A 25,930-nucleotide genomic window follows, 5' to 3' on the forward strand; every position below is an offset into this window, starting at 1 on the left:
CCACCCCCGACCACCCACCCGGTGCAGCCCGCGGCGGGCGGACGCACCGAACGCACCCGCTGCACCCGGTGCCCCCGCGCAGTTCCTGGGGTTGCCCGGTTGCGTGCACCTTGCGCCTCCGGGCTGCCCGGTTGCGTTCGCCCGGGTGGGCTCGGGAGCCGTTCCCACGTGGGCGTACCCTCTTAAGGTGCCTGCTGCCCCTCATCCCGACGCCGTCGCCGCGATAGCCCTGACGGACCGACGTCCGACCGTCCCCGCCGAGCGGCTGGTGGCGGAGATGGTCCCGCCGCCCCGCTTCGCCGGCGTCAGCTTCGGCAGCTACATCCCGGACGGCTCGCAGCCGAGCCAGTACGAGGCGGTCCAGGTCCTGGAGCAGTTCGCCGCCTCCCTCAACACCAACGGCTCCGGTGCCCCCAAGCGCAGCTGGTTCCGCCGGTCCGCCCCCGCCCCGAGCGGCCCGGCGGGCATCTACCTCGACGGCGGTTACGGCGTCGGCAAGACCCACCTGCTGGCGTCGCTGTGGCACGCCACCCCGGGCCCGAAGGCGTTCGGCACCTTCGTGGAGCTGACCAACCTGGTCGGCGCGCTGCGGTTCCAGGGCGCGGTGGAGGCGCTGTCCGGGCACACGCTGCTGTGCATCGACGAGTTCGAGCTGGACGACCCGGGTGACACGGTGCTGGTGTCCACCCTGCTGTCCCGGCTGGTGGAGAACGGCGTGAAGCTCGCCGCGACCTCCAACACGCTGCCCCAGAAGCTGGGCGAGGGCCGGTTCGCCGCCGCCGACTTCCTGCGCGAGATCCAGGGCCTGTCGGCGCACTTCCGCCCGGTCCGCATCGACGGCCAGGACTACCGCCACCGCGGCCTGCCCGAGGCCCCGCCGCCGTACACCGACGAGGCGGTCACCGAGCGCGCGGCCGCCACCCCGGGCGCCTCGCTGGACGACTTCGACGGTCTGCTGGAGCACCTGAAGAACGTCCACCCCAGCCGGTACGGCGCGCTGCTGGACGGCGTGGAGTCGGTCTTCCTCCGCGGCGTGCACCAGGTCGACGACCAGGCGACCGCGCTGCGGCTGGTCGTGCTGGCCGACCGGATGTACGACCGGGAGCTCCCGATCACGGCCTCCGGCCTCCCCTTCGACCAGGTGTTCCCGGAGGAGATGCTGCGGGGTGGCTACCGCAAGAAGTACCTCCGCGCGATCTCCCGCCTGGTCGCCCTGGCCCGCGACTCCGCCAAGGGCTGACCGGAGCGGCCAAGGGCTGACCGGAGCGCCGCGGGGGCCGTCGCCAAGGGTGTCCCGGGCCGTCCCGCGGGCCGTCGCCCGGGATCGGTGATCTTGCCCTCGGTTGTCGGTGGTGGGTCGTACGGTGGAGTCGTGCGTCCCATCACGAGTATCGAGCGGTCCGTGGCGCCCTTCGAGGTCGTCAGCCCCTACCAGCCCAACGGCGACCAGCCGGCGGCCATCGCCGAGTTGGAGCGCCGTATCCGCGCGGGTGAGAAGGACGTCGTCCTGCTGGGTGCCACCGGCACCGGCAAGTCGGCGACGACGGCGTGGATGATCGAGAAGCTCCAGCGCCCCACCCTGGTGATGGCGCCGAACAAGACGCTCGCCGCCCAGCTGGCGAACGAGTTCCGCGAGCTGCTGCCGAACAACGCGGTCGAGTACTTCGTCTCGTACTACGACTACTACCAGCCCGAGGCGTACGTCCCGCAGACGGACACCTACATCGAGAAGGACTCCTCGATCAACGAGGAGGTCGAGCGGCTGCGCCACTCGGCGACCAACTCGCTGCTCACCCGCCGGGACGTGATCGTGGTCGCCTCGGTCTCCTGCATCTACGGCCTGGGCACCCCGCAGGAGTACGTGGACCGGATGGTCCCGCTCAGGGTCGGCGAGGAGATCGACCGGGACGCGCTGCTCCGCCGCTTCGTGGACATCCAGTACACCCGCAACGACCTGGCCTTCTCCCGGGGCACCTTCCGGGTCCGCGGCGACACCGTCGAGATCTTCCCGGTGTACGAGGAGCTCGCCGTCCGGATCGAGTTCTTCGGCGACGAGATCGAGGCGCTGTACACGCTGCACCCGATCACCGGCGAGGTGATCAGCCAGGACGACTCCGTCTACGTCTTCCCCGCCTCGCACTACGTGGCCGGCCCGGAGCGGATGGAGCGCGCGGTCAACGACATCGAGAAGGAGCTGGAGGGCACCCTCGCCCGGATGGAGAAGCAGGGCAAGCTCCTGGAGGCCCAGCGCCTGCGGATGCGGACCACGTACGACATCGAGATGCTCCGCCAGATCGGCACCTGCTCCGGCGTGGAGAACTACTCGATGCACTTCGACGGCCGCGAGCCCGGCTCCCCGCCGAACACGCTGCTCGACTACTTCCCCGACGACTTCCTGCTGGTCATCGACGAGTCGCACGTGACCGTCCCGCAGATCGGCGCGATGTACGAGGGCGACGCCTCCCGCAAGCGGACGCTGGTCGAGCACGGCTTCCGGCTGCCCTCGGCGATGGACAACCGCCCGCTGAAGTGGGAGGAGTTCCTGGAGCGCGTCGGGCAGACGGTCTACCTCTCGGCCACCCCGGGCAAGTACGAGCTCTCCCGTGGCGACGGCCAGGTCGAGCAGATCATCCGCCCGACCGGCCTGATCGACCCCGAGGTGATCGTCAAGCCGACCGAGGGCCAGATCGACGACCTGGTGCACGAGATCCGCAAGCGGGTCGAGAAGGACGAGCGCGTCCTGGTCACCACCCTCACCAAGAAGATGGCCGAGGACCTCACGGACTACTTCCTCGGCCTCGACATCCGGGTGCGCTACCTGCACAGCGACATCGACACCCTGCGCCGGGTCGAGCTGCTGCGCGAGCTGCGGGCCGGCGAGTACGACGTGCTGGTCGGCATCAACCTGCTCCGCGAGGGCCTCGACCTGCCCGAGGTCTCGCTGGTGGCGATCCTGGACGCGGACAAGGAGGGCTTCCTGCGCTCCGGCACCTCGCTGATCCAGACCATCGGCCGCGCGGCCCGCAACGTCTCGGGCCAGGTGCACATGTACGCCGACAAGATCACCCCGGCGATGGAGCTGGCCATCGACGAGACCAACCGCCGCCGCGTCGTCCAGCAGGCGTACAACGAGGCCAACGGGATCGACCCGCAGCCGCTGCGGAAGAAGATCGGCGACATCCTGGCCACCATCTCCACCGAGGACGTGGACACCGAGGCGCTGCTCGCCACCGGGTACCGCGCCGCGGGGGGCAAGGGCCGGGCGCCGGTGCCCGCCCTGGGGCTGGACCGGAAGCCCGCCAAGAGCCTCCCCGCCGCCGAACTGGCCGACCTCATCCAGCAGTTGACGGACCGGATGCACACCGCGGCGGCCGAGCTGCAGTTCGAGGTGGCGGCCCGGCTGCGCGACGAGGTGGGCGAGCTGAAGAAGGAGCTCCGGCAGATGCGCGAGGCCGGCATGGCGTGATCCGCGCGGTCCCCGCCCGCCCCTCGTCGGGCCCGCGCCGCAAAGAGGGTGTGACGGAGCTTCGCCAGGCCATAGGGTGGGGCGGGGGCCTCGTGTGCGCCGCCGCGTTCCGTAGAGAGGACAGCACCGTGTCGGTGAACCTGGCGAAGGGCCAGAGCGTCAGCCTGCAGAAGTCCACCGGCGAGTCGCTGACCGTCGTACGCATGGGCCTCGGCTGGAAGGCGGCCGCCCGGCGCGGCCTCTTCGGCCGTCGCACCCGGGAGGTCGACCTCGACGCCTCGGCCCTGCTGTACGCCGAGTCCACGCCCACCGACGTGGTCTTCTTCCAGCACCTGGTGAGCAACGACGGCTCGGTCCGCCACACCGGCGACAACGTCGTGGGCGGCGTCGGCGCGGGCGGTGACGACGAGTCGATCGTCGTCGACCTGGCGCGCGTCCCGGTGCACATCACCCAGATCGTCTTCACCGTGAGTTCGTACACCGGTCAGACGTTCCAGGAGGTGGAGAACGCCCACTGCCGCCTGGTGGACGAGACCAACGGCCAGGAGCTGGCCCGCTACGAGCTCACCGGCGGCGGGGCGCACACCGGCCAGATCATGGCCAAGGTCTCGCGGGACGGCGCCGGCTGGAAGATGACCGCGATCGGCTCCCCGGCCCGGGCCCGGACGTTCCAGGACATGATCCCCGCCATCGAGCCCTTCCTCTGATCGGATCCGGTGGTCACGGGCCGTCGGGCCGTCCGACGGCCCGGGCGGTCCCACGCCCCGGCGTCGGAGCCGCCGTAGGCATGCAGGGGAGAGGGAGAGCGCCATGGCCGCCGCCGAGCTGGTGCGGGGGCAGAACCACCCGCTGCCCGGGACGAGGATCACCGTCCGGGTGCCGGCGGGCGGATCGCCGGCCGTCGCCGTCCTGCTGACCGACGAGGACGGGCGGGTGCCCGCGGAGCCCGGGCGGGTGGCCCACCACGGCGCGCCCGAGCCGCCCGGTGTCCTGGTGACCGGTCCGGCCGGGGCCGGGCAGGAGGCCGCCCTCGACCTGGACGCGCTGCCGGCCGGCGTCGCCCGGCTGATGATCGCTCTGGTGCTGCCGCCGGGCGCCGGCACCTTCGGCGCGCTGGCCGCGCCCACCTGCGCGGTGGCCGGCCCCGACGGCGCCGAGGTCGCCCGCTTCACCCTCGCCGGGCTCGGCCCGGAGACCGCCGTGGTCGCCCTGGAGGTCTACCGGCGCAACGGCACCTGGAAGGTCCGCGCGGTCGGCCAGGGGTACGCGGGCGGCGCCGAGGCGCTGCTCCGCGACCACGGCGTGGCCGACCCGGCCGCGGCCGCCGCCGCGCTCACCCCGCCGGTGGCCGCCGACACCCCGTCCGTGCCCGCAGGGCGTGGCCCCGGCGCGCCGATCGACACCGCGCATCCGCGCAGACCCGCACCCACCGCCTCCGGCACCGGGGCCGGTACCGGCGATGCCGGGATGCCGCCGCAGCCCGACCGCGCCGTCGGCACGCCGATCGACACCGCCCACCCGCGGCGCCCCGCGCCGACCCCCGCGGGCGGCTCCCCGCTCGGCCTCTCCGACGACCCGTATGCCACGGCGCCGAACGGGACGCCGCCGGGCGTGCCCGCCGCCGAGGGCTTCCCGCCGCCGGTGGCCGGGGACGCGGCCGGCTGGACCATGGACGAGCGGCTCTACAACCAGGTCTGGGGCATCTTCGAGGACGCCGCCCGCTCCGCCGCCGCCTACCGCTCGGCCGTGGATTACGCGGACACCCGGCAGGAGCGCGAGGTGGAGGCGCTGCTCTCCGACCCGCGCACCCGGTTCGGTCCGGACGCCGAGTTCGGCCGGATGCAGGCCCGGGAGCGGCGCGACGAGCTGGAGGCCCGGGCCCGCGAGGTCCTGGACCGGGACGCGGCCCAGCTGCTGGCCGAGATCCGGGTGGTCGAGGAGGCCATGCCGGCCCCGATGGCCTCCTGGTCCAGCCCGGCCTGGGACGACTGGCAGCCGCTTCAGGAGCCGCCGTACGGTCTGCGGATCGGCGATCTGCACCTGCCGGAGAATCCGGGGCTGAAGGTCCCGCTGCTGGTCCGGCTGCCGCTGCAGCGCGGGCTGTGGGTGGACAGCGGGGCCGTCCCGGAGGGCGCGGGCTCCCCGGAGGCCGAGCTTACGGACCCGGCCGAGCTGAAGGCGGCCGCGGTCCGGGTGGCGGCGGCGACCGCGGCCCGGCTGCTGGCCTCGTACCCGCCCGCCGGCCTGCGACTGCACGCGGTCGCGCCGGGCGGCGACGCGGCCGGCCTGCTGGCGCCGTTCACCCGGGCCGGGCTGCTGGCCGGCGCCCCGGCCACCGGGGCGGCCTCGGTGACGGCCCTGCTGGACAGCCTGGTCGAGCGGGTGGACCTGGTCCAGATGGCCCGGCGGGCCCGGGCCTCCGACGCCCTGCCGCCGCACGTCGACCCGGCCGACCGGCTGCTGCTGGTGCACGACTTCCCGTACGGCTTCGACGACCGGACGGTCGCCACCCTGCGCTACCTGGCCGAGGAGGGGCCGTCGGTCGGGGTGTTCCTGCTGCTGGTGGCGGACCGGGCGGAGGCCCGGGAGTACGGCCCGGTGCTGGACCCGTTCTGGCGGGGCCTGACCAGGCTGGCGCCGGTCCCGCAGGAGTACCTGGCCGATCCGTGGGTCGAGCACCTGTGGACCTACACCCCGCTGGTCCCGGAGGCCGGACCGGGTGGGCTGCCCGCGCTGCTGGAGCGGCTGGCGTGGCCGGGCGGGGCCGCCCGCTGACGGCCGGGCCCGCAGGTTCCCCCTGACGGTTCTTTACCTTCTTTACCTTCTCTTGGTGGTTCTGTTAGTCTCGATCGCAGCGGAGGGGAGTACTCCCTCGCGGTGACCCCGTCATCACGGGCGCCCGGTCATGCGGCGTCCCGGGGCACCGGCCCGGTCGGCTGACCGACGGGTGGAAGAGACCTCCGGCAGTGACGATGACCGTCTCGCCCATCTGCCGGAGGAGCAGCGAATGGACGTTTCCGCAGGTCTCTGGATCGGTACCATCGGCGTGTTGATCGCGCTGATCGTGGCCGACTTCTTCATCGGCGGCCGCAAGCCGCACGATGTGTCGATCAAGGAAGCCGGTATCTGGACCGCGGTCTGGGTGGCGCTGGCGATCCTCTTCGGCGGATTCCTCTGGTGGTATTCCGGCGCGCAGCCGGCCGGTGAGTTCTTCGCCGGTTACATCACCGAGAAGTCGCTCAGTGTGGACAACCTGTTCGTGTTCATTCTGATCATGAGCAAGTTCGCGGTTCCGCGGATCTACCAGCAGCGGGTGCTGATGTTCGGTGTGATCATCGCCCTGGTGCTGCGGGCGGTCTTCATCGCGGGCGGCGCGGCGCTGGTGGCGCAGTTCTCCTGGGTTTTCTTCATCTTCGGCGGATTCCTGATCTGGACCGCCTGGAAGCTGATCAAGGAGGCCCAGGGCGACGAGGAGGACGAGGAGTTCGAGGAGAACCGCCTGCTCAAGTCGATCGAGCGGCGCTTCCCGTCCACCGACAAGTACCACGGGACCAAGCTGTTCATCCGGGAGAACGGCCGCCGGCTGATGACCCCGATGCTGATCGTGATGCTCGCGATCGGCACCACCGACGTCCTGTTCGCGCTGGACTCGATCCCGGCCATCTTCGGCCTCACCCAGGACCCGTACATCGTGTTCACCGCGAACGCCTTCGCGCTGATGGGTCTGCGCCAGCTGTACTTCCTGATCGGCGGCCTGCTGAAGAAGCTGGTCCACCTGTCGTACGGCCTTTCGGTGATCCTCGGCTTCATCGGCGTGAAGCTGGTGCTGCACGCGCTGCACGAGCAGGGGGTGCACGTCCCCGAGATCGGCATCCCGGTGTCGCTGGGCTTCATCGTGGTGGTGCTGGCCGTCACCACGGTGACCAGCCTGGTCGCCTCCCGGAAGCAGGAGCGGGAGGCCGCCCTGGCCGCCGAGACGGAGAAGGCCGACGCCTGACGGCGGGCCTTGATGCGGGCACCCGACGGCAAGGGGCCGCGACCGGAGCGATCCGGTCGCGGCCCCTTCCGCGTGCCGGGGCCGGCCGCCCTTGCGGGGCGGCCGGCCCAGGGGAGGTTCACCAGCCGCGTTCGCGCCACTCGCCGAGGTGCGGGCGCTCGGCGCCGAGGGTGGTGTCGTTGCCGTGGCCCGGGTAGACCCAGGCCTCGTCCGGGAGCACGTCGAAGAGCTTCTCGTTGACGTCCTTGAAGAGGCTGGCGAAGGCCTCCGGGTCCTTCCAGGTGTTGCCCACGCCGCCGGGGAAGAGGCAGTCGCCGGTGAACACGTGGGGGTGGCCCTGCGGGTCGTCGTAGACCAGCACGATCGCGCCGGGGGTGTGGCCGACCAGGGTGCGCGAGACCAGCTCGACCTGGCCGACCCGCAGCAGGTCGCCGTCGTCCAGCAGCAGGTCGGTGGGGACGTCGATGCCCTCGGCGTCGATCCGGCCGGCCGCCGTCCGGGCGCCGGTGGCGGCGGCCACCTCGGCCAGCGCGCTCCAGTGGTCGTGGTGCCGGTGCGTGGTGACCACGGTGGCCAGCCGGTCGCCCACGCTCTCCAGCAGTACGGGGGCCTCGGCCGCCGCGTCGATCAGCAGCTGCTCGTCGGTGGCCCGGCAGCGGAGCAGGTAGGCGTTGTTGTCGTAGGGGCCCACCGCGATCTTGGTGATGATCAGGTGGGCGAGCTCCCGGACGTCCGGGGGACCGCCGACCTTGACCGCTCCGTGGTACGTCATCACGCCGCTCCTCGCTGCCGCTGGTGTCCTGTCTGCATCATCCCGCCGTCAGCCCATCGGGGGCAGCTTCGGCAGGGCGGCGCGGGGGTCCGCGAACTCCTGCCCGTGCTGGTGGACCCGCAGGCCGTCGCCGTCGGAGCGGCCGGAGAGCCAGGCGGTCAGCGCCCGGACCGGGCCCTCGACGGCCACCGGCTCGCCCTCGGTGGAGCCCAGCTGCTCGCGCAGCCCGGCGTCCTCGGCGAACAGCAGGGTGGCGGGCAGCCCGTCCACCGTCCGGAAGTGCTCGGCGAGGGTGGCGAACTCGCCGGCGGCGAACGTTTCCGGCCACTCGGCGGGGGTGTGGCCGGCGGCCAGGTCGACGTGGTGGTACTCCACCTCCTGCCAGCGCTTGAGCGGCAGCTGCCAGGCCGGGAAGAGGTACCCCTTACGGTGCCGCAGCTGCACCGTCCAGGCCTCCTCGGGCAGCAGCGCGGCCGCCGCGGCGAACCGCTCGTGGCTCTCCCTGACGTCGGCGAGCTGGACGTCGAGCGGGCGCCCGGCGCCGTCCTCGATGCCCTGCTCGCGGGCCTCGGCGCTGGCGTACTGGGGGATCTCCACCCCGGTGCGAGCGGTGTCCAGCAGATTGACCAGGGAGTCCGCGTTGCGGGCGAGGTGGGCCAGGACGTGGCCGCGGGTCCAGCCGGGGAGGCCGGACGGGCCGGCGACGTCCTCGGGCGCGAGCCGGGCGACGCTCGCCAGCAGGCGGTCGGTGCTCCCGGCCACGGCGTGCAGGTAGCCGGCGGCGATCTCGGCTTCGGTCATCGGATACGGCCTCCTTGACGGGTTCCGGGCGTTGCCCGGACCGGTGGCGGGTCGTTGGACAGCCCAGACGCTACCCCCGTGTTCACTCCTTCGGGTGTACTCGGCTGGACAAGCTCGATATTCGAACGCGTGAGCTATAGGCTGCGTGCGGCATCCTGGAAGAAGCAACCCGAAGAGACCGCACCTCCCGCCCCGGAGAAAGGCGCCCGTAGCAGTGGCCGACCGCCTCGTCGTCCGTGGTGCACGCGAGCACAACCTCAAGAACGTCTCGCTCGACCTGCCCCGCGACTCCCTCGTCGTCTTCACCGGGCTCTCGGGCTCCGGCAAGTCCTCGCTGGCCTTCGACACGATCTTCGCCGAGGGGCAGCGCCGCTACGTCGAGTCGCTGTCCTCGTACGCCCGGCAGTTCCTCGGCCAGATGGACAAGCCCGACGTGGACTTCATCGAGGGCCTGTCCCCGGCGGTCTCGATCGACCAGAAGTCGACCAGCCGCAACCCGCGGTCCACCGTGGGCACCATCACCGAGGTCTACGACTACCTCCGCCTGCTGTTCGCCCGGATCGGCAAGCCGCACTGCCCGCACTGCGCCCGCCCGATCGCCCGGCAGTCCCCGCAGGCCATCGTGGACAAGGTGCTGGAGCTCACCGAGGGCACCCGCTTCCAGGTGCTCAGCCCGGTGGTCCGGGAGCGCAAGGGCGAGTTCGTCGACCTCTTCGCCGACCTCCAGTCCAAGGGGTACGCCCGCGCCCGGGTGGACGGCACCACCGTCCAGCTGACCGAGCCGCCCACCCTGAAGAAGCAGGAGAAGCACACCATCGAGGTGGTCATCGACCGCCTGACGGTTAAGGCGAGCGCCAAGCGCCGGCTCACCGACTCGGTGGAGACGGCCCTCAAGCTCTCCGGCGGCATGGTGGTGCTCGACTTCGTCGACCTCCCCGAGGACGACCCCGAGCGCGAGCGGATGTACTCCGAGCACCTCTACTGCCCGTACGACGACGTCTCCTTCGAGGAGCTGGAGCCCCGCTCCTTCTCCTTCAACTCGCCGTTCGGCGCCTGCCCCGACTGCTCGGGCCTGGGCAACCGGATGGAGGTCGACCCCGAGCTGGTCGTCCCCGACGAGGAGAAGTCCCTCGAGGAGGGCGCGATCCACCCGTGGTCCCAGGGCCACACCAAGGAGTACTTCCAGCGCCTGGTCGACGCCCTCGCCGGCGAGCTGGGCTTCCGCACCGACATCCCCTGGGCCGGGCTGCCCGCGCGGGCCCGCAAGGCCCTGCTGTACGGCCACAAGACCCAGGTCGAGGTGCGGTACCGCAACCGCTACGGCCGCGACCGCTCCTACGCCACCTCCTTCGAGGGCGCCGTCCCGTTCGTCACCCGCCGGCACTCCGAGGCGGAGAGCGACTCCAGCCGCGAGCGCTTCGAGGGGTACATGCGCGAGGTGCACTGCCCCTCCTGCAACGGCACCCGCCTCAAGCCGGTGGTGCTGGCCGTGACGATCCTCGACAAGTCCATCGCCGACGTCTCCGCCATGTCCATCAGCGACTGCGCCGAGTTCCTCGGCGCGATGAAGCTCACCGCGCGGGACAAGAAGATCGCCGAGCGGGTGCTCAAGGAGGTCAACGAGCGGCTGCGCTTCCTGGTCGACGTCGGCCTGGACTACCTCTCGCTCAACCGCGCCGCCGGCACCCTCTCCGGCGGCGAGGCCCAGCGGATCCGGCTCGCCACCCAGATCGGCTCCGGCCTGGTCGGCGTGCTCTACGTCCTCGACGAGCCCTCCATCGGCCTCCACCAGCGGGACAACCACCGCCTGATCGAGACCCTGGTCCGGCTCCGCGACATCGGCAACACCCTGATCGTGGTCGAGCACGACGAGGACACCATCAAGACCGCGGACTGGGTGGTCGACATCGGCCCCGGCGCCGGCGAGCACGGCGGCAAGGTGGTCCACTCCGGCTCGCTCAAGGAGCTGCTGGACAACGAGGAGTCGCTGACCGGCCAGTACCTCTCCGGCCGGCGCGCCATCCCGGTCCCCGCCGTCCGCCGGCCGCGGGACAGGAAGCGCCAGCTCACCGTGCACGGCGCCCGCGAGCACAACCTCAAGGACGTCACGGTCGGCTTCCCGCTGGGCACCTTCACCGCGGTGACGGGCGTCTCCGGCTCGGGCAAGTCCACCCTGGTCAACGACATCCTCTACTCGCACCTCGCCCGCGAGCTGAACGGCGCCCGCAGCGTCCCCGGCCGGCACACCCGGATCACCGGCACCGACCTGGTCGACAAGGTGGTGCACGTGGACCAGTCGCCGATCGGCCGCACCCCGCGCTCCAACCCGGCCACCTACACCGGCGTGTTCGACCACGTCCGGAAGCTCTTCGCGGAGACCCAGGAGGCCAAGGTCCGCGGGTACCTCCCCGGCCGGTTCTCGTTCAACGTCAAGGGCGGCCGCTGCGAGAACTGCTCCGGCGACGGCACCATCAAGATCGAGATGAACTTCCTGCCGGACGTCTACGTCCCGTGCGAGGTCTGCCACGGCGCCCGGTACAACCGGGAGACGCTGGAGGTGCACTACAAGGGCAAGTCCATCGCCGAGGTGCTGGACATGCCGATCGAGGAGGGGCTCGACTTCTTCGAGGCCGTCCCCGCGATCGCCCGCCACCTGCGCACCCTCAAGGAGGTCGGCCTCGGCTACGTCCGCCTCGGCCAGCCCGCCACCACCCTCTCCGGCGGCGAGGCCCAGCGCGTCAAGCTCTCCGCCGAGCTCCAGAAGCGCTCCACCGGCCGCACGGTGTACGTCCTCGACGAGCCCACCACCGGCCTGCACTTCGAGGACATCAGCAAGCTGATCAAGGTCCTGGAGGGCCTGGTCGACAAGGGCAACACCGTGATCGTCATCGAGCACAACCTCGACGTGATCAAGACGGCCGACTGGATCGTCGACATGGGCCCCGAGGGCGGCCACGGCGGCGGCACCGTGATCGCCGAGGGCACCCCCGAGGAGATCGCGGCGACCACGGCCAGCCACACCGGCAAGTTCCTGCGCGACCTCCTGGGCGGGACGCCGGACGTCCCCGCCCAGGCCAAGCGGACGAGCACCCCGCGCAAGAAGGCCGCGGCCGCCCGCCGGTAGCGAGCGGACGGAAGAGGGCCGCCCCGGCCACCGGGGCGGCCCTCTCATGCATCCCGCATAGACTTCCGCCGATCCGCCACCGCCCCGTCACGCCCCCAGGAGCCTGCCGATGTCCGAGGCCACCGACCAGCCCACCGACCAGCCCACCGCCTCCCGCCGTACCGTCCTGTGCTGCGCCGCCGCCGTGCTGGCCACCGGGGCCGCCACCGCCGTGGCCGGCTGCTCCTCCGCCTCCTCCGAGTCGAAGGAGTTCGCCGCGGGCGGCCCGGTCGAGCTGGGCGCCGAGGCCGACGTCCCGGTCGGCGGCGGCAAGGTCTACCGCGAGGAGAAGATCGTCGTCACCCAGCCCCAGGCCGGCACCTACAAGGCGTTCAGCGCCAAGTGCACCCATGCCGGCTGCGTGGTCGACGAGGTGAAGGGCGGCGTCATCTCCTGCCCCTGCCACTCCAGCAAGTTCGCCATCGCCGACGGCGCCGTCCAGGACGGCCCGGCGCCCAAGCCGCTGCCCGAGTACCGGGTCGCCGTCAAGGACGGGAAGTTCCAGGTCACCAAGGGGTGACGGGGGCTCCGGCCCCCCCGTCGCCGCAGGTCGGCACTGGTGGGGGGCCGGAGATCCGCCCGAATCCCGCCGGAATCCCGCGGGTGCCCGTCTCCGCCCGTGGAACCCGCCACGGACGGTCACCGGCACTGGGTACGGTAGGGGCATGGCCGACCCGTCCACCTACCGCCCCGCACCGGGTGCGATCCCGCTCTCGCCCGGCGTCTACAAGTTCCGCGACGCCCACGGGCGGGTCATCTACGTCGGCAAGGCCAAGAGCCTGCGCCCGCGGCTCTCCTCCTACTTCCAGGACATCGCCGGCCTGCACCCCCGCACCGCCACCATGGTCACCACCGCCGCCTCGGTGGAGTGGACGGTGGTCGGCACCGAGGTCGAGGCGCTCCAGCTGGAGTACACCTGGATCAAGGAGTTCGACCCGCGGTTCAACGTCAAGTACCGCGACGACAAGAGCTACCCCGAGCTGGCCGTCACCCTGAACGAGGAGTTCCCCCGGGTCCAGGTGATGCGCGGCGCCCACAAGAAGGGCGTCCGCTACTTCGGCCCGTACGGGCACGCCTGGGCCATCCGCGAGACGGTCGACCTGCTGCTGCGGGTCTTCCCCGTCCGCACCTGCTCCAACGGCGTCTTCAAGCGCGCCCAGCAGGTCGGCCGCCCCTGCCTGCTCGGCTACATCGGCAAGTGCGCCGCCCCCTGCGTCGGCAAGGTCACCGCCGCCGAACACCACGCCCTCGCCGAGGAGTTCTGCGAGTTCATGGCCGGCCGCACCGGCGGCTACCTGCGCCGCCTGGAGCAGCAGATGCAGCAGGCCGCCGCCGACCTGGAGTACGAGAAGGCCGCCCGGCTGCGCGACGACATAGAGGCCCTCAAGCGCGCCATGGAGAAGAACGCCGTCGTCCTCGGCGACGGCACCGACGCCGACCTGCTCGCCCTGGCCGAGGACGAGCTGGAGGCCGCCGTCCAGATCTTCCACGTCCGTGGCGGCCGGGTCCGCGGCCAGCGCGGCTGGGTCACCGACAAGGTCGAGGACGTGGACACCGCCGCCCTGGTCGAGCACGCCCTGCAGCAGCTCTACGGCTCCGGCACCGAGCCGGTGCCCCGCGAGGTGCTCGTCCCCGCGCTGCCCGGCCCGGCCGTCCACGAGTGGCTCGGCGGCCTGCGCGGCGCCCAGGTCGACCTGCGCGTCCCGCAGCGCGGCGACAAGAAGGACCTGATGGCCACCGTCCACCGCAACGCCCTGCAGGCCCTCGCCCTGCACAAGACCAAGCGCGCCTCCGACCTCACCACCCGCAGCCGGGCCCTCCAGGAGATCGCCGACGCCCTGGAGCTGGACTCCGTCCCGCTGCGCATCGAGTGCTTCGACATCTCCCACCTCCAGGGCGAGGACGTGGTCGCCTCCATGGTGGTCTTCGAGGACGGCCTGGCCCGCAAGAGCGAGTACCGCCGCTTCCAGATCAAGGGCTTCAGCGGCCAGGACGACGTCCGCTCCATGCACGAGGTGATCGGCCGCCGGTTCCGCCGCTACCTCCAGGAGCGCGAGCAGACCGGCGAGTGGGCCGTGCCCGAGGTGAGCGAGGACGGCGAGGCCCCGGCCGGGGAGGCGCTCACCGACGAGACCGGCCGCCCCCGCCGCTTCGCCTACCCGCCCCAGCTGCTGGTGGTCGACGGCGGCCAGCCCCAGGTCGCCGCCGCCCGGCGCGCCCTGGACGAGCTGGGCATCGACGACGTGGCCCTGTGCGGCCTGGCCAAGCGCCTGGAGGAGGTCTGGCTGCCCGGCCAGGACGACCCCGTGGTGCTGCCCCGCACCAGCGAGGGCCTCTACCTGCTCCAGCGGGTCCGCGACGAGGCCCACCGCTTCGCCATCGGCTACCAGCGCGCCAAGCGCTCCAAGCGGCTCACGGCGGGGGAGCTGGACTCGGTCCCAGGGCTCGGCGAGACTCGCCGCCAAGCCCTGCTCAAGCACTTCGGATCGCTGAAGAAGCTGCGGACGGCCACCGTGGACGAGCTGTGCGAGGTCCCCGGCATCGGCCGCCGCACCGCCGAGACTGTTGCCGCAGCCTTGGCCTCCCGTACACCCGCCGCTCTCGCGGTGAACACCGCGACCGGCGAGATCATCGACGACGGTGCCGAATGACCGAGGCCCCGGGACCGGACCGCACGGGAGTCCGGGCCCGACCCGCCCCTCAGCCACCCCTGACGGTCGACGCCGCCCGTCATCGACCCAGCAGAACCCTTACGAAGCGGGGAAAGAAGTGACAGTGCCCAACGGGACGGAGAACGCCCCGGAGCTGGTGATCATCTCCGGGATGTCCGGAGCCGGCCGCTCCACCGCCGCCAAGTGTCTGGAGGACCTCGGCTGGTTCGTGGTGGACAACCTGCCGCCCGCCCTGATCCCCACCATGGTCGACCTCGGCGCCCGCTCCCAGGGCGCCGTGCCGAAGATCGGCGCGGTGGTCGACGTCCGCGGCCGCACCTTCTTCGACGACCTGCTGACCTCCCTCGACGAGCTGGAGAAGCGCGGCGTCCGGCTCCGGGTGGTCTTCCTGGACTCCTCCGACGACGCCCTGGTCCGCCGCTTCGAGTCGGTCCGCCGCCCGCACCCGCTCCAGGGCGACGGCCGGATCGTCGACGGCATCGAGCGCGAGCGCGACCTGCTGCGCGAGCTCCGCGGCGAGGCCGACCTGGTGATCGACACCTCCAACCTCAACGTCCACCAGCTGCGCGCCAAGTTCGACGCCCAGTTCGCCGACAAGGACGAGCCCGAGCTGCGGGCCACCGTGATGTCCTTCGGCTTCAAGTACGGCCTGCCGGTCGACGCCGACCTCGTGGTCGACTGCCGCTTCCTGCCCAACCCGCACTGGGTCCCCGAGCTGCGGGCCCGTACCGGAACCGACGCGGACGTGGCAGAGTACGTGTTCCAACAGCCCGGGGCCCAGGAATTCCTGGACGGCTACGCGGAGCTGCTGCGCATCGTCACCGAGGGCTACCGGCGCGAGGGCAAGCGCTACATGACTCTTGCCGTAGGCTGCACCGGTGGCAAGCACCGGAGCGTCGCCATGTCGGAGCGGCTGACCAAGCGACTGATCGCCGACGGTGTCGAGACGGTGCTGGTCCACCGCGACATGGGCAGGGAGTGACCGCCGGGGTGTGACAGCTGCGCTCCGTCCGTCGCTCGAAGGAGCATGAGACAGGAACGTGGGGTCGGTGTGACGGGTTACTCGCCAGCACGGCAGCTCCAGAACCGGCTGGGCGAGCGCGGGCCCCTGGCGGCCCGCACCCCCGGCGGCTCGGCCGGACGGCCGGGCGCGCCGAGAATCACCGCCCTCGGCGGCGGGCAGGGCCTGTCCGCCTCGCTCTCCGCGCTGCGCCGGCTGACCACCGAGCTCACCGCGGTGGTCACGGTGGCCGACGACGGCGGCTCCAGCGGCCGGCTCCGCAGCGAGCTCGGCGTCCTGCCGCCCGGCGACCTGCGCAAGGCGCTGGCCGCCCTGTGCGGGGACGACGACTGGGGCCGGACCTGGTCCGAGGTGCTCCAGCACCGCTTCACCGGCACCGGCGAGCTCGGCGGCCACGCCGTGGGCAACCTGCTGATCGTCGCCCTGTGGGAGCAGCTCGGCGACCCGGTCGAGGCGCTCGGCTGGGTCGGCCGGCTGCTCAACGTCCAGGGCCGGGTGCTGCCGATGTCCGCCGTCCCGCTGGACATCGAGGCGCAGGTCCGCGGCCACGACCCGGTCGCCCCCGACGAGGTCGCCGCGGTCCGCGGCCAGGCCTCGGTGGCGGCCACCCCGGGCTCGGTGGAGTCGGTGCGGCTGCTGCCGGACGGCCCGCCGGCCGTGCCGGAGGCCGTCCAGGCCGTGCTGGAGGCGGACTGGGTGGTGCTCGGTCCCGGCTCCTGGTTCACCAGCGTGCTGCCCCACCTGCTCGTCCCCGAGCTGGCCAAGGCCCTCACCGAGACCCGCGCCCGCCGCCTGCTCACCCTCAACCTGGCCCCGCAGCCCGGCGAGACCGAGGGGTTCACCCCGCAACGTCACCTGGACGTGATCGCCGACCACGCTCCCGAGCTGGCCGTGGATGCGATCCTGGTGGACGAGCGGGCCGTCACCGGCGGTGCCTTCGGGCAGGCCGACCTGGCCGGTCTGGAGAAGGCCGCCGAGCGGATGGGCGCCTCGCTGGTACTCGGCACCGTCGCCCGGAGCGACGGCACGCCGCGACACGACCCGGAGCTCCTGGCCGCTGCGTACGACCGGATTTTCCGGACACATGGAAGGATCGGCCCATGGCGATGACTCCTGCGGTGAAGGACGAAATCTCCCGGCTCCCGGTGACCCGGGCCTGCTGCCGCAAGGCGGAGGTCTCGGCGATCCTGCGCTTCGCGGGCGGTCTGCACATCGTGAGCGGCCGGATCGTGATCGAGGCGGAGCTGGACACGGGCATCGCGGCCCGCCGGCTGCGCAAGGACCTCCTGGAGATCTTCGGGCACTCCTCCGACCTGGTCGTGATGGCCCCGGGCGGTTTGCGGCGTGGCAGCCGGTACGTGGTGCGCGTGGTCAAGGACGGCGAGCTGCTGGCCCGGCAGACCGGCCTGGTGGACGGGCGCGGCCGGCCGATCCGCGGCCTGCCCCCGGCCGTGGTCTCCGGCGCGACCTGCGACGCCGAGGCGGCCTGGCGCGGCGCGTTCCTGGCGCACGGCTCGCTCACCGAGCCCGGCCGGTCCTCCTCGCTGGAGATCACCTGCCCCGGCTCCGAGGCCGCCCTGGCCCTGGTCGGCGCGGCCCGCCGGCTCGGCATCCCGGCCAAGGCCCGCGAGGTGCGCGGGGTGGACCGGGTGGTGATCCGGGACGGCGACGCGATCGGCGCGCTGCTCACCCGCCTCGGCGCCCACGAGTCGGTGCTCGCCTGGGAGGAGCGCCGGATGCGCCGTGAGGTGCGGGCCACCGCCAACCGGCTGGCCAACTTCGACGACGCCAACCTGCGGCGCTCGGCGCGGGCGGCGGTCGCGGCCGGTGCCCGGGTGGCGCGGGCGCTGGAGATCCTCGGCGAGGAGGTGCCCGAGCACCTGGCGGCGGCCGGCCAGCTGCGGATGCAGCACAAGCAGGCCTCGCTGGAGGAGCTCGGCGCCCTGGCGGACCCGCCGCTCACCAAGGACGCGGTGGCGGGTAGGATCCGCCGCCTGCTCGCGATGGCCGACAAGCGCGCGGCCGAACTCGGCCTGCCGAACACCGAGGCGAGTCTGACCGAGGAAATGGCGCTCAACTAGAACTCCGCCGGAACACCGTCGGAAAGGGGCGCGGGGAACCCGCGCGAAGGGCCTACGCGGAATTGCCGCGGGGTCCTCGCGCCGTTCCCCGCACCCCTTTCCGGCCGTCTCACGCCGGAGAGGCGATGTGCCCACGCGCGGCTTCGGAGGGTAGGGTCATGGGTGGTCGGGGACACCCAAAATTCCACCCCGTCGGAGCAGTCCGGCGTACCCCAAAGGAGATCGGTTCGTGACGATCCGGGTAGGCATCAACGGATTCGGCCGCATCGGCCGCAACTTCTTCCGAGCGGTCAAGTCCCAGGGCGCGGACATCGAGATCGTCGGTGTCAACGACCTGACCGACACCAAGACCCTGGCTCACCTGCTGAAGTACGACACCACCCTCGGCACCTTCCCCGGCGAGGTCTCGCACACCGAGGACAGCATCACCGTCGACGGCAAGACCTTCAAGGTCACCGCCGAGCGCGACCCCGCAAACCTCCCCTGGGCCGACCTGGGCGCCGACATCGTCGTCGAGTCCACCGGCATCTTCACCAAGGCCGAGGCGGCCAAGAAGCACGTCGCCGCCGGTGCCAAGAAGGTCATCATCTCGGCGCCCGCGACGGACGAGGACGTCACCATCGTCATGGGCGTCAACGACGACAAGTACGACGCCGCCAACCACACCGTCATCTCCAACGCCTCCTGCACCACCAACTGCGTGGCGCCGATGGCGAAGGTGCTGAACGAGAGCTTCGGCATCGTCAAGGGCCTGATGACCACGGTCCACGCCTTCACCAACGACCAGGTCACCCTGGACTTCCCGCACAAGGACCTGCGTCGCGCCCGCGCCGCCTCGCAGAACATCATCCCGACCTCGACGGGCGCCGCCAAGGCGACCGCCCTGGTCCTGCCGGAGCTCAAGGGCAAGCTGGACGGGACCTCGCTGCGCGTCCCGGTGCCGACCGGCTCGATCACCGACCTGGTGGTCACCCTGGAGCGCGAGGTCACCAAGGACGAGGTCAACGCCGCGTTCCAGAAGGCCGCCGAGGGTGCCCTCAAGGGTGTCCTGGCCTACACCGAGGACCCGATCGTCTCCTCGGACATCGTGAACAACCCGGCTTCGTGCATCTTCGACGCCCAGCTGACCATGGTCCAGGGCAACCAGGTCAAGGTCCTCGGCTGGTACGACAACGAGTGGGGCTACTCCAACCGCCTCGTCAACCTCACCACCCTCGTCGGTGGCCAGCTCTGACACCGCGGGAGCTGACGTGATGTAAGGAGTCGGGTCCGGACGGCGTGCGACCGTCCGGGCCCGACTCTGCGCACCCTCACCTCTCCCGGTGGCCCACCGCTGTGCCGCCGCCTTGCTCAGCACCTCCCCCAGGAGACAGAAGACCGTGAAGACGATCGAAGACCTCGGCGTTGCCGGCAAGCGCGTGTTCGTCCGCGCCGACCTCAACGTGCCGCTCTCGGGCGGCACGATCACCGACGACGGCCGCATCCGCGCGGTCGCGCCGACCATCGCCAAGCTGGTCGAGGCCGGCGCGAAGGTGGTCGTCGCCTCCCACCTCGGCCGCCCGAAGGGCGAGCCCGACCCGCAGTTCTCGCTCGCCCCGGTGGCCGTCCGCCTCGGCGAGATCCTCGGTCGGCCGGTCGCCTTCGCGACCGACACCGTCGGCGAGAGCGCGAAGGCCACCGTCGCCGCCCTCGGCGACGGCGAGGTCACGCTGCTGGAGAACCTGCGCTTCAACGCCGGCGAGACCAGCAAGGACGACGCCGAGCGCGGCGCCTTCGCGGACGAGCTGGCGGCCCTGGCCGACCTCTACGTCGGCGACGGCTTCGGCGCCGTGCACCGCAAGCACGCCTCGGTGTACGACCTGCCGGCCCGCCTGCCGCACGCGGTCGGCGATCTGATCGCCGCCGAGGTGACGGTGCTCAAGCGGCTGACCGAGGAGGTGGCCCGCCCGTACGTGGTGGTCCTCGGCGGTTCGAAGGTCTCCGACAAGGTCGGCGTGATCGAGAACCTGCTGGGCAAGGCCGACCGGATCCTGATCGGCGGCGGCATGGCGTACACCTTCCTCGCGGCGCTCGGCCACGAGGTGGGCATCTCGCTGCTGCAGAAGGACCAGATCCCGGTGGTGCTGGACTACCTGGAGCGGGGCAAGGCGAACGGTGTGGAGTTCGTGATCCCGGTGGACGTGGCGATCTCCGCCTCCTTCCCGGACACCAAGACCCACGCCCCGGTCCTGGACTACGAGGTCGTGGACGCGGACGGCATCCCCGCGGACAAGGAGGGCCTGGACATCGGCCCGAAGACCCGCGCGCTGTTCGCCGAGAAGATCGCCGACGCGGCCACCGTGTTCTGGAACGGCCCGGTGGGCGTCTTCGAGCACCCGGCGTTCGCCGAGGGCACCAAGGCCGTGGCGCAGGCGCTGCTGGACAGCGACGCGTTCACCGTGGTCGGCGGCGGCGACTCCGCGGCGGCCGTCCGCATCCTGGGATTCGACGAGACGAAGTTCGGACACATTTCGACCGGCGGTGGCGCGAGCCTCGAGTACCTGGAGGGCAAGACCCTTCCCGGTCTCGCCGCCCTGGAAGGCTGAAGGCAGCATGACTGAGCGTCTCCCGCTGATGGCGGGCAACTGGAAGATGAACCTCAACCACCTCGAGGCCATCCAGCACACCCAGAAGCTGGCCTTCGCGCTGGCCGACAAGGACTACGAGGCCGTCGAGGTGGCCGTCCTGGTCCCGTTCACCGACCTCCGGTCGGTGCAGACCCTGGTCGACGGCGACAAGCTGAAGATCAAGTACGGCTCGCAGGACATCTCGCAGCACGACTCCGGTGCCTACACCGGCGAGGTCTCCGGCCCGATGCTGGCCAAGCTGAAGTGCGCCTACGCGGTGATCGGCCACTCCGAGCGCCGCCAGTACCACGGCGAGGACGAGGCGATCGTCAACGCCAAGGTGAAGGCCGCCTACCGCAGCGGGATCACCCCGATCCTGTGCATCGGCGAGCCGCTGGACATCCGCAAGGCCGGCACCCACGTCGCGTACACCCTGGCGCAGCTGGACGGCGCCCTGGAGGGCGTGTCCGCCGCCGACGCCGAGTCGATCGTCGTCGCGTACGAGCCGGTCTGGGCGATCGGCACCGGCGAGGTGGCCACCCCCGAGGACGCGCAGGAGGTCTGCGGGGCGATCCGCGCCCGCCTGGCGGAGCTGTACTCGGCCGAGCTGGCCGACAAGGTCCGCGTGCTGTACGGCGGTTCGGTGAAGTCCTCCAGCGCGGCCGGCCTGATGGCCAAGGCGGACATCGACGGCGGCCTGATCGGCGGTGCCTCCCTGGACGCCGACGAGTTCGTCAAGATCGTGCGCTACCGTGAGCAGGCAGTAGGCTAACGCCTCCGCAGCAACGTAGGCTTTGGGGCCGGACCGCTTTCGCCGCGGCCCGGCCCCTTCGCCGAAGATACGAAGAGAGATGGTCCCGTCGTGATTCTCGGGTTCTCGATTGCCCTGATCATCCTGAGCGTGCTGATGATCCTCCTGGTGCTGCTGCACAAGGGGAAGGGCGGCGGTCTGTCCGACATGTTCGGCGGCGGCGCGATGTCCACCGGCGGCGGCTCGGCCGTGGCCGAGCGCAACCTCGACCGCATCACCATCGTCGTGGGCCTGGGCTGGTTCGCCTCCGTCGTGGTGCTGAGCCTGCTGCTCAAGTACAAGTGACCCGGTCCGGGAATGCTTCCCGGCCCCGCGTCTGACGGCCCGTAGCCCCGCGACCTATACTCGGACGGTTCCGGGTCGGAGCCGGTGGTGGCAGATCCTTAACTGCTGCTTACACTAGGACGACTTCGCCACCGTCCGCAGGCCGCGGCGGCCGGCATCAGCACGCGCAGGGAGTCAGACCGTGGCAAGTGGCAACGCCATCCGAGGCAGCAGAGTCGGCGCCGGCCCGATGGGCGAGGCGGAGCGCGGCGAGTCCGCCCCCCGCAACCGGATCTCCTTCTGGTGCGCCAACAAGCACGAGACGCGCCCCAGCTTCGCCGCCGAAGCGGCCATCCCGGACACCTGGGACTGCCCGCGCTGCGGTTTCCCCGCCGGTCAGGACGAGCACAACCCGCCGGCGCCGGCCCGCAACGAGCCGTACAAGACGCACCTCGCCTACGTGCGGGAGCGTCGGACCGACGCGGACGGCGAGGCGATCCTCGCGGAGGCGCTGGCCAAGCTCCGCGGCGAGATCTGAACGAACCCTGACGGGGCGTCACCGGATACCGGTGGCGCCCTTTCGCATGCCCGCGGTGCGCATGCGGGAAGCACAACAGGGGCGCGGGGAACTGCGCGAGGCGGGAGAGGCCGACGTCGAGCCCTTCCGCTGCGCGCAGTTCCCCGCGCCCCTTGGTGGTTGGCCGGTTGCCCTCGGCGGGGTGCCCGGGTCAGGCGGAGGCCGGTGGGTAGAGCTGGGCGGGGATGCGGGCGGCGGCGGCGCGGTCGAGGAGCCACAGGGTCCGTCCGGTGCCGCGGGCGCCGGAGGCGGGGGCCTGGAGTTCGCCCGGGCCGGCCAGGGCCAGGGCGACCGCGTCGGCCTTGTCCTCGCCGGCCGCCAGCAGCCAGACCTCGCGGGCGGCCCGGATCGCGGGCAGCGTCAGCGAGATCCGGGTGGGCGGAGGCTTCGGAGCCCCCCGCACGCCGACCACGGTGCGCTCGGTCTCCCGGATACCGGGGTGCTCCGGGAAGAGCGAGGCCACGTGGGTGTCCGGACCGACGCCCAGCAGCAGCACGTCGAACGCGGGTACCCGGACCCGCGCCCCCGGCGCCGCCGCCTTCGCCAGCTCCTCGGCGTAGGCCGCCGCGGCGGCCTCCACGTCCGAGCCGTGCACCCCGTCCGAGGCGGGCATCACGTGGACCCGCGCCGGGTCCAGCGGGACCCGGTCGAGCAGCTCCCCGCGGGCCTGCACCGCGTTGCGGTCCGGGTCCGCGGCCGGGACGAACCGCTCGTCGCCCCACCACAGGTCGAGCCGAGCCCAGTCCACCGCGTCGCGCGCCGGGGAGGCGGCGATCGCGGCGAGCAGGGCGTTGCCGTTGCGGCCGCCGGTGAGCACCACCGAGGCGGTGCCACGGGCGGCCTGGGCGTCCACGATCCGGGTGATCAGCCGGGCGGCGGCGGCCTGGGCCATCAGCTCCTTGTCGCGGTGGACGACGAGCTGCGGGGTGCCCGCGGTCACGAGGCGGCCCGCTTCCGGGACGCGGCGCCCTTCTTCCCGGCGGGCTTCCCCGCCGCGACGGCCTCCGGGTCCGCGCCGTCGGCGGTGTCGGCGACGGACTCGTCCCCGGCCTCCGACAGCCGGGCCGTCACCCGCGCCCCCGCGGCCACCGCCGCCGGGACGGCGTCGTCGCCGGCCGGGTCGGACCCGGCCTGCTCCGCGGACGGCTCCCGCAGCCGGTCGACCGGCGTGCGGACGGCCGAGGCGTAGATGTCGTCCGGGTCGAGCCTGCGCAGCTCCTCGGCGATCAGCTCCGAGGTCTCCCGCCGCTTCAGCGCGACCTGGCGGTCGGGCGAGCGCGGCATGGAGAGGGTGCCCAGCAGGCCGTCCGGCCGGTCGAGCACGATCTCTCCGTCGTCGGTCCGCAGCCGGACGGCGGTGATGCCGGGGCCGGCGGTGACCACCCGCTCGACCGGGACCCGCAGCCGGTTGTGCAGCCACAGCCCGAGCAGCTCCACGCTGGGGTTGTACGACTCGCCCTCGACCACCGCGGAGGTGATCGTGGACGGCCGCTGGTCCAGTGCGGCGGCCAGCATGGAGCGCCAGCCGGTGATCCGGGTCCAGGCCAGGTCGGTGTCGCCCGGGGTGTAGCTCTCGGCCCGCTGGGCGAGCTGGCCGACCGGGGACTCCGCGGTGACGGCGTCGGTGATCCGGCGCTGGGCGAGCGCGCCCAGCGGGTCCCGGGCCGGGTGCTGCGGGGCGTTGTCCGGCCACCAGACCACCACGGGGGCGTCGGGCAGCAGCAGCGGCAGCACCACGGACTGGGCGTGCGCGGCGAGCTCGCCGTGCATCCGGAGGATGACCGTCTCGCCGGAACCGGCGTCGGAGCCCACCAGCACCTCGGCGTCCAGTCGCGTCTCGGCACGGGCCCTGGGGGAGCGGCCCGCGCGCTTGATCACCGCCAGCGTCCGGGACGGGTGCTCGCGGGAGGCGTCGTTGGCGGCCTTGAGGGCGTCGTACGCGCTGCCCTCGTCGGTCACGATCACCAGCGTGAGCACCATGCCGGCCGCGGTGGAACCGCTGGCCCGGCGGGCGTCCATCAGGGCTGCGTTGATCTTGCTGGACGTGGTGTTCGTCAGGTCGATCTTCATGGCCGGCGCCAGCTCCTGCCGTCTCGTGCGAGCATCTCGTCCGCCTCGGCCGGGCCCCAGGTGCCGGCCGGGTACTGGGCGGGCTTGCCGTGGCTGTCCCAGTACTGCTCGATCGGGTCGAGGATCTGCCAGGAGAGCTCGACCTCCTGGTGGCGCGGGAACAGGTTGGCGTCGCCGAGCAGCACGTCGAGGATGAGCCGCTCGTACGCCTCGGGGCTGGACTCCGTGAAGGACTCGCCGTAGGCGAAGTCCATGGTCACGTCCCGGACCTCGAAGGAGGTGCCGGGCACCTTGGAGCCGAACCGCACCGTCACGCCCTCGTCCGGCTGCACCCGGATGACCAGGGCGTTCTGCCCCAGCTCCTCGGTCGCGTAGGAGTCGAAGGGCAGGTACGGCGCCCGCTGGAAGACCACCGCGATCTCGGTCACCCGGCGGCCGAGGCGCTTGCCCGTCCGCAGGTAGAACGGGACGCCCGCCCAGCGGCGGTTGTTGATCTCCAGCTTGATCGCCGCGTAGGTGTCGGTCTTGGAGTTGGCGTCGATGCCCTCCTCGTCCAGGTAGCCGACGACCTCCTCGCCACCCTGCCAGCCGCTCGCGTACTGGGCGCGCACGGTGTGCTTGCCGAGGTCGGCGGGGAGCTTCACGGCGCTGAGCACCTTGAGCTTCTCGGCGACCAGGGCCTTGGGGTGGAACGAGGCCGGCTCCTCGATGGCGGTGAGCGCCATCAGTTGGAGCAGGTGGTTCTGGATCACGTCCCGGGCGGCGCCGATGCCGTCGTAGTACCCGGCCCGGCCGCCGATGCCGATGTCCTCGGCCATGGTGATCTGCACGTGGTCGACGTACGACCGGTTCCAGATCGGCTCGAACATCTGGTTGGCGAAGCGCAGCGCCAGGATGTTCTGGACGGTCTCCTTGCCCAGGTAGTGGTCGATCCGGAAGACCTCGTCCCGGGGGAAGACCTCGTGGACGATCCGGTTCAGCTCCTGGGCGCTCTCCAGGTTGTGGCCGAACGGCTTCTCGATCACCGCGCGGCGCCAGGAGCCCTTCGGCGGGTCGGCCAGGCCGTGCCGCTTGAGCTGCTGGACGACGATCGGGAAGGACTTCGGCGGCACCGACAGGTAGAAGGCGAAGTTGCCGCCGGTGCCCTGCGCCTCGTCGAGGTCCTCGATCGTCTTGCGCAGGGTCTCGAAGGCCTCGTCGTCGTCGAAGGTGCCCTGGACGAAGCGCATGCCCTTGGCCAGCTGCTGCCAGACCTCCTCGCGGAAGGGGGTGCGGGCGTGCTGCTTGACCGCGTCGTGGACCTCCTTGGCGAAGTCCTCGTCCTCCCACTCGCGACGGGCGAAGCCGACGAGCGAGAAGCCCGGCGGGAGCAGGCCGCGGTTGGCCAGGTCGTAGATGGCCGGCATCAGCTTCTTGCGCGACAGGTCGCCGGTGACGCCGAAGATGACCAGTCCGGACGGGCCCGCGATCCGCGGCAGCCGCCGGTCGGAGGGGTCGCGCAGCGGGTTGACCGGAGGCTGCAGGGGATCGCCCTGCTCGGCCTCGGCCGCCGCCCCCGCGATGTCCGGATAGGGCTGTGTGTTGCTCACTGGGTGGGCTCCGCTTTCAGTGCGATTCGTGTGAGCAGGC

At 72.0% G+C, this 25,930-nt stretch carries 21 protein-coding genes; 16 read left to right on the forward strand and 5 right to left on the reverse strand.

Features of this window, described 5'->3' with window-relative positions; all coding sequences use genetic code 11:
• Positions 1 to 187: 187 nt before the first annotated feature.
• The 5 genes from zapE to ABWK59_RS24180 all read left to right on the forward strand — a co-directional run bounded on the left by zapE (position 188) and on the right by ABWK59_RS24180 (position 7,463).
• Entirely contained in the window at positions 188 to 1,240 is a 1,053-nt protein-coding gene (gene zapE, locus ABWK59_RS24160) for a cell division protein ZapE (RefSeq protein WP_354642699.1), read from the forward strand.
• Positions 1,241 to 1,372: 132 nt separating this feature from the next.
• Positions 1,373 to 3,466, forward strand: a complete 2,094-nt coding sequence (uvrB, locus tag ABWK59_RS24165) for an excinuclease ABC subunit UvrB (protein ID WP_354642700.1) — start codon at positions 1,373 to 1,375, stop codon at positions 3,464 to 3,466.
• A 128-nt stretch (positions 3,467 to 3,594) separates the two neighbouring features.
• On the forward strand, positions 3,595 to 4,173 hold the full coding sequence (locus ABWK59_RS24170; RefSeq protein WP_354642701.1) for a TerD family protein: 579 nt from the start codon (positions 3,595 to 3,597) through the stop codon (positions 4,171 to 4,173).
• A gap of 103 nt (positions 4,174 to 4,276) precedes the next feature.
• Positions 4,277 to 6,241, forward strand: coding sequence for a TerD family protein (locus ABWK59_RS24175; RefSeq protein ID WP_354642702.1), 1,965 nt, complete (start codon positions 4,277 to 4,279; stop codon positions 6,239 to 6,241).
• Between the two features lie 232 nt (positions 6,242 to 6,473).
• A complete protein-coding gene (locus tag ABWK59_RS24180) occupies positions 6,474 to 7,463 on the forward strand; it encodes a TerC family protein (RefSeq protein WP_354642703.1) in 990 nt (329 codons plus the stop codon).
• A gap of 118 nt (positions 7,464 to 7,581) precedes the next feature.
• On the opposite strand, the gene ABWK59_RS24185 is transcribed toward ABWK59_RS24180, so the two are convergent.
• Both ABWK59_RS24185 and ABWK59_RS24190 read right to left on the reverse strand, forming a co-directional pair.
• A complete protein-coding gene (locus ABWK59_RS24185; protein ID WP_354642704.1) occupies positions 7,582 to 8,235 on the reverse strand; it encodes an MBL fold metallo-hydrolase in 654 nt (217 codons plus the stop codon).
• A 48-nt stretch (positions 8,236 to 8,283) separates the two neighbouring features.
• On the reverse strand, positions 8,284 to 9,036 hold the full coding sequence (locus tag ABWK59_RS24190) for a maleylpyruvate isomerase family mycothiol-dependent enzyme (protein WP_354642705.1): 753 nt from the start codon (positions 9,034 to 9,036) through the stop codon (positions 8,284 to 8,286).
• Between the two features lie 214 nt (positions 9,037 to 9,250).
• On the opposite strand from ABWK59_RS24190, the gene uvrA reads away from it, so the two are divergent.
• The 11 genes from uvrA to ABWK59_RS24245 all read left to right on the forward strand — a co-directional run bounded on the left by uvrA (position 9,251) and on the right by ABWK59_RS24245 (position 22,192).
• Complete coding sequence (gene uvrA / locus ABWK59_RS24195; protein ID WP_354642706.1) at positions 9,251 to 12,160, forward strand: excinuclease ABC subunit UvrA; 2,910 nt, start codon at positions 9,251 to 9,253, stop codon at positions 12,158 to 12,160.
• 109 nt (positions 12,161 to 12,269) lie between these two features.
• Positions 12,270 to 12,719 (forward strand): Rieske (2Fe-2S) protein, encoded by a 450-nt coding sequence (locus ABWK59_RS24200; RefSeq protein ID WP_354642707.1) that lies wholly within the window; start codon positions 12,270 to 12,272, stop codon positions 12,717 to 12,719.
• A 145-nt stretch (positions 12,720 to 12,864) separates the two neighbouring features.
• Positions 12,865 to 14,850: an excinuclease ABC subunit UvrC gene (gene uvrC, locus ABWK59_RS24205; protein ID WP_354642708.1), complete on the forward strand. Its 1,986-nt coding sequence runs from the start codon at positions 12,865 to 12,867 to the stop codon at positions 14,848 to 14,850.
• Positions 14,851 to 14,968: 118 nt separating this feature from the next.
• A complete protein-coding gene (gene rapZ, locus ABWK59_RS24210; RefSeq protein ID WP_420492845.1) occupies positions 14,969 to 15,853 on the forward strand; it encodes an RNase adapter RapZ in 885 nt (294 codons plus the stop codon).
• 45 nt (positions 15,854 to 15,898) lie between these two features.
• On the forward strand, positions 15,899 to 17,002 hold the full coding sequence (locus ABWK59_RS24215) for a gluconeogenesis factor YvcK family protein (RefSeq protein ID WP_354642710.1): 1,104 nt from the start codon (positions 15,899 to 15,901) through the stop codon (positions 17,000 to 17,002).
• A complete protein-coding gene (gene whiA / locus ABWK59_RS24220; protein ID WP_354642711.1) occupies positions 16,993 to 17,973 on the forward strand; it encodes a DNA-binding protein WhiA in 981 nt (326 codons plus the stop codon). Before ABWK59_RS24215 ends, whiA begins: the two co-directional genes overlap by 10 nt.
• Before the next feature lie 229 nt (positions 17,974 to 18,202).
• Positions 18,203 to 19,207: a type I glyceraldehyde-3-phosphate dehydrogenase gene (gene gap, locus ABWK59_RS24225; RefSeq protein ID WP_354642712.1), complete on the forward strand. Its 1,005-nt coding sequence runs from the start codon at positions 18,203 to 18,205 to the stop codon at positions 19,205 to 19,207.
• Positions 19,208 to 19,352: 145 nt separating this feature from the next.
• Entirely contained in the window at positions 19,353 to 20,558 is a 1,206-nt protein-coding gene (locus ABWK59_RS24230; protein ID WP_354642713.1) for a phosphoglycerate kinase, read from the forward strand.
• Between the two features lie 7 nt (positions 20,559 to 20,565).
• Positions 20,566 to 21,351, forward strand: coding sequence for a triose-phosphate isomerase (gene tpiA, locus ABWK59_RS24235; RefSeq protein ID WP_354642714.1), 786 nt, complete (start codon positions 20,566 to 20,568; stop codon positions 21,349 to 21,351).
• A 90-nt stretch (positions 21,352 to 21,441) separates the two neighbouring features.
• Entirely contained in the window at positions 21,442 to 21,675 is a 234-nt protein-coding gene (gene secG / locus ABWK59_RS24240; RefSeq protein WP_354642715.1) for a preprotein translocase subunit SecG, read from the forward strand.
• A 181-nt stretch (positions 21,676 to 21,856) separates the two neighbouring features.
• Positions 21,857 to 22,192 carry an RNA polymerase-binding protein RbpA gene (locus ABWK59_RS24245; RefSeq protein WP_073814874.1) on the forward strand — a complete coding sequence of 112 codons (336 nt, stop codon included), beginning with the start codon at positions 21,857 to 21,859 and terminating at the stop codon, positions 22,190 to 22,192.
• A gap of 190 nt (positions 22,193 to 22,382) precedes the next feature.
• On the opposite strand, the gene pgl is transcribed toward ABWK59_RS24245, so the two are convergent.
• From pgl to zwf, 3 genes are read right to left on the reverse strand one after another with little or no spacing between them, the layout of a single operon-like run.
• Complete coding sequence (pgl, locus tag ABWK59_RS24250; protein WP_420492946.1) at positions 22,383 to 23,123, reverse strand: 6-phosphogluconolactonase; 741 nt, start codon at positions 23,121 to 23,123, stop codon at positions 22,383 to 22,385.
• Between the two features lie 44 nt (positions 23,124 to 23,167).
• On the reverse strand, positions 23,168 to 24,301 hold the full coding sequence (gene opcA, locus ABWK59_RS24255) for a glucose-6-phosphate dehydrogenase assembly protein OpcA (protein WP_354642717.1): 1,134 nt from the start codon (positions 24,299 to 24,301) through the stop codon (positions 23,168 to 23,170).
• Positions 24,298 to 25,824 carry a glucose-6-phosphate dehydrogenase gene (zwf, locus tag ABWK59_RS24260; RefSeq protein ID WP_354645091.1) on the reverse strand — a complete coding sequence of 509 codons (1,527 nt, stop codon included), beginning with the start codon at positions 25,822 to 25,824 and terminating at the stop codon, positions 24,298 to 24,300. The genes opcA and zwf overlap by 4 nt, the downstream gene beginning before the upstream one ends.
• Positions 25,825 to 25,930: the final 106 nt, after the last annotated feature.

The sequence above is a fragment of the Kitasatospora sp. HUAS MG31 genome (assembly GCF_040571325.1).
GTDB lineage: Bacteria > Actinomycetota > Actinomycetes > Streptomycetales > Streptomycetaceae > Kitasatospora > Kitasatospora camelliae.

Bases quoted from the DNA above. Each gene is read 5' to 3' on its own strand.
- pgl (WP_420492946.1), bottom strand. From the start codon at position 23,123: ATGGCCCAGGCCGCCGCCGCCCGGCTGATCACCCGGATCGTGGACGCC.
- tpiA (WP_354642714.1), top strand. From the start codon at position 20,566: ATGACTGAGCGTCTCCCGCTGATGGCGGGCAACTGGAAGATGAACCTC.
- opcA (WP_354642717.1), bottom strand. From the start codon at position 24,301: ATGAAGATCGACCTGACGAACACCACGTCCAGCAAGATCAACGCAGCC.
- whiA (WP_354642711.1), top strand. From the start codon at position 16,993: ATGGCGATGACTCCTGCGGTGAAGGACGAAATCTCCCGGCTCCCGGTG.
- ABWK59_RS24185 (WP_354642704.1), bottom strand. From the start codon at position 8,235: ATGACGTACCACGGAGCGGTCAAGGTCGGCGGTCCCCCGGACGTCCGG.
- ABWK59_RS24215 (WP_354642710.1), top strand. From the start codon at position 15,899: ATGAGACAGGAACGTGGGGTCGGTGTGACGGGTTACTCGCCAGCACGG.
- ABWK59_RS24190 (WP_354642705.1), bottom strand. From the start codon at position 9,036: ATGACCGAAGCCGAGATCGCCGCCGGCTACCTGCACGCCGTGGCCGGG.
- uvrC (WP_354642708.1), top strand. From the start codon at position 12,865: ATGGCCGACCCGTCCACCTACCGCCCCGCACCGGGTGCGATCCCGCTC.
- ABWK59_RS24175 (WP_354642702.1), top strand. From the start codon at position 4,277: ATGGCCGCCGCCGAGCTGGTGCGGGGGCAGAACCACCCGCTGCCCGGG.
- ABWK59_RS24200 (WP_354642707.1), top strand. From the start codon at position 12,270: ATGTCCGAGGCCACCGACCAGCCCACCGACCAGCCCACCGCCTCCCGC.
- ABWK59_RS24180 (WP_354642703.1), top strand. From the start codon at position 6,474: ATGGACGTTTCCGCAGGTCTCTGGATCGGTACCATCGGCGTGTTGATC.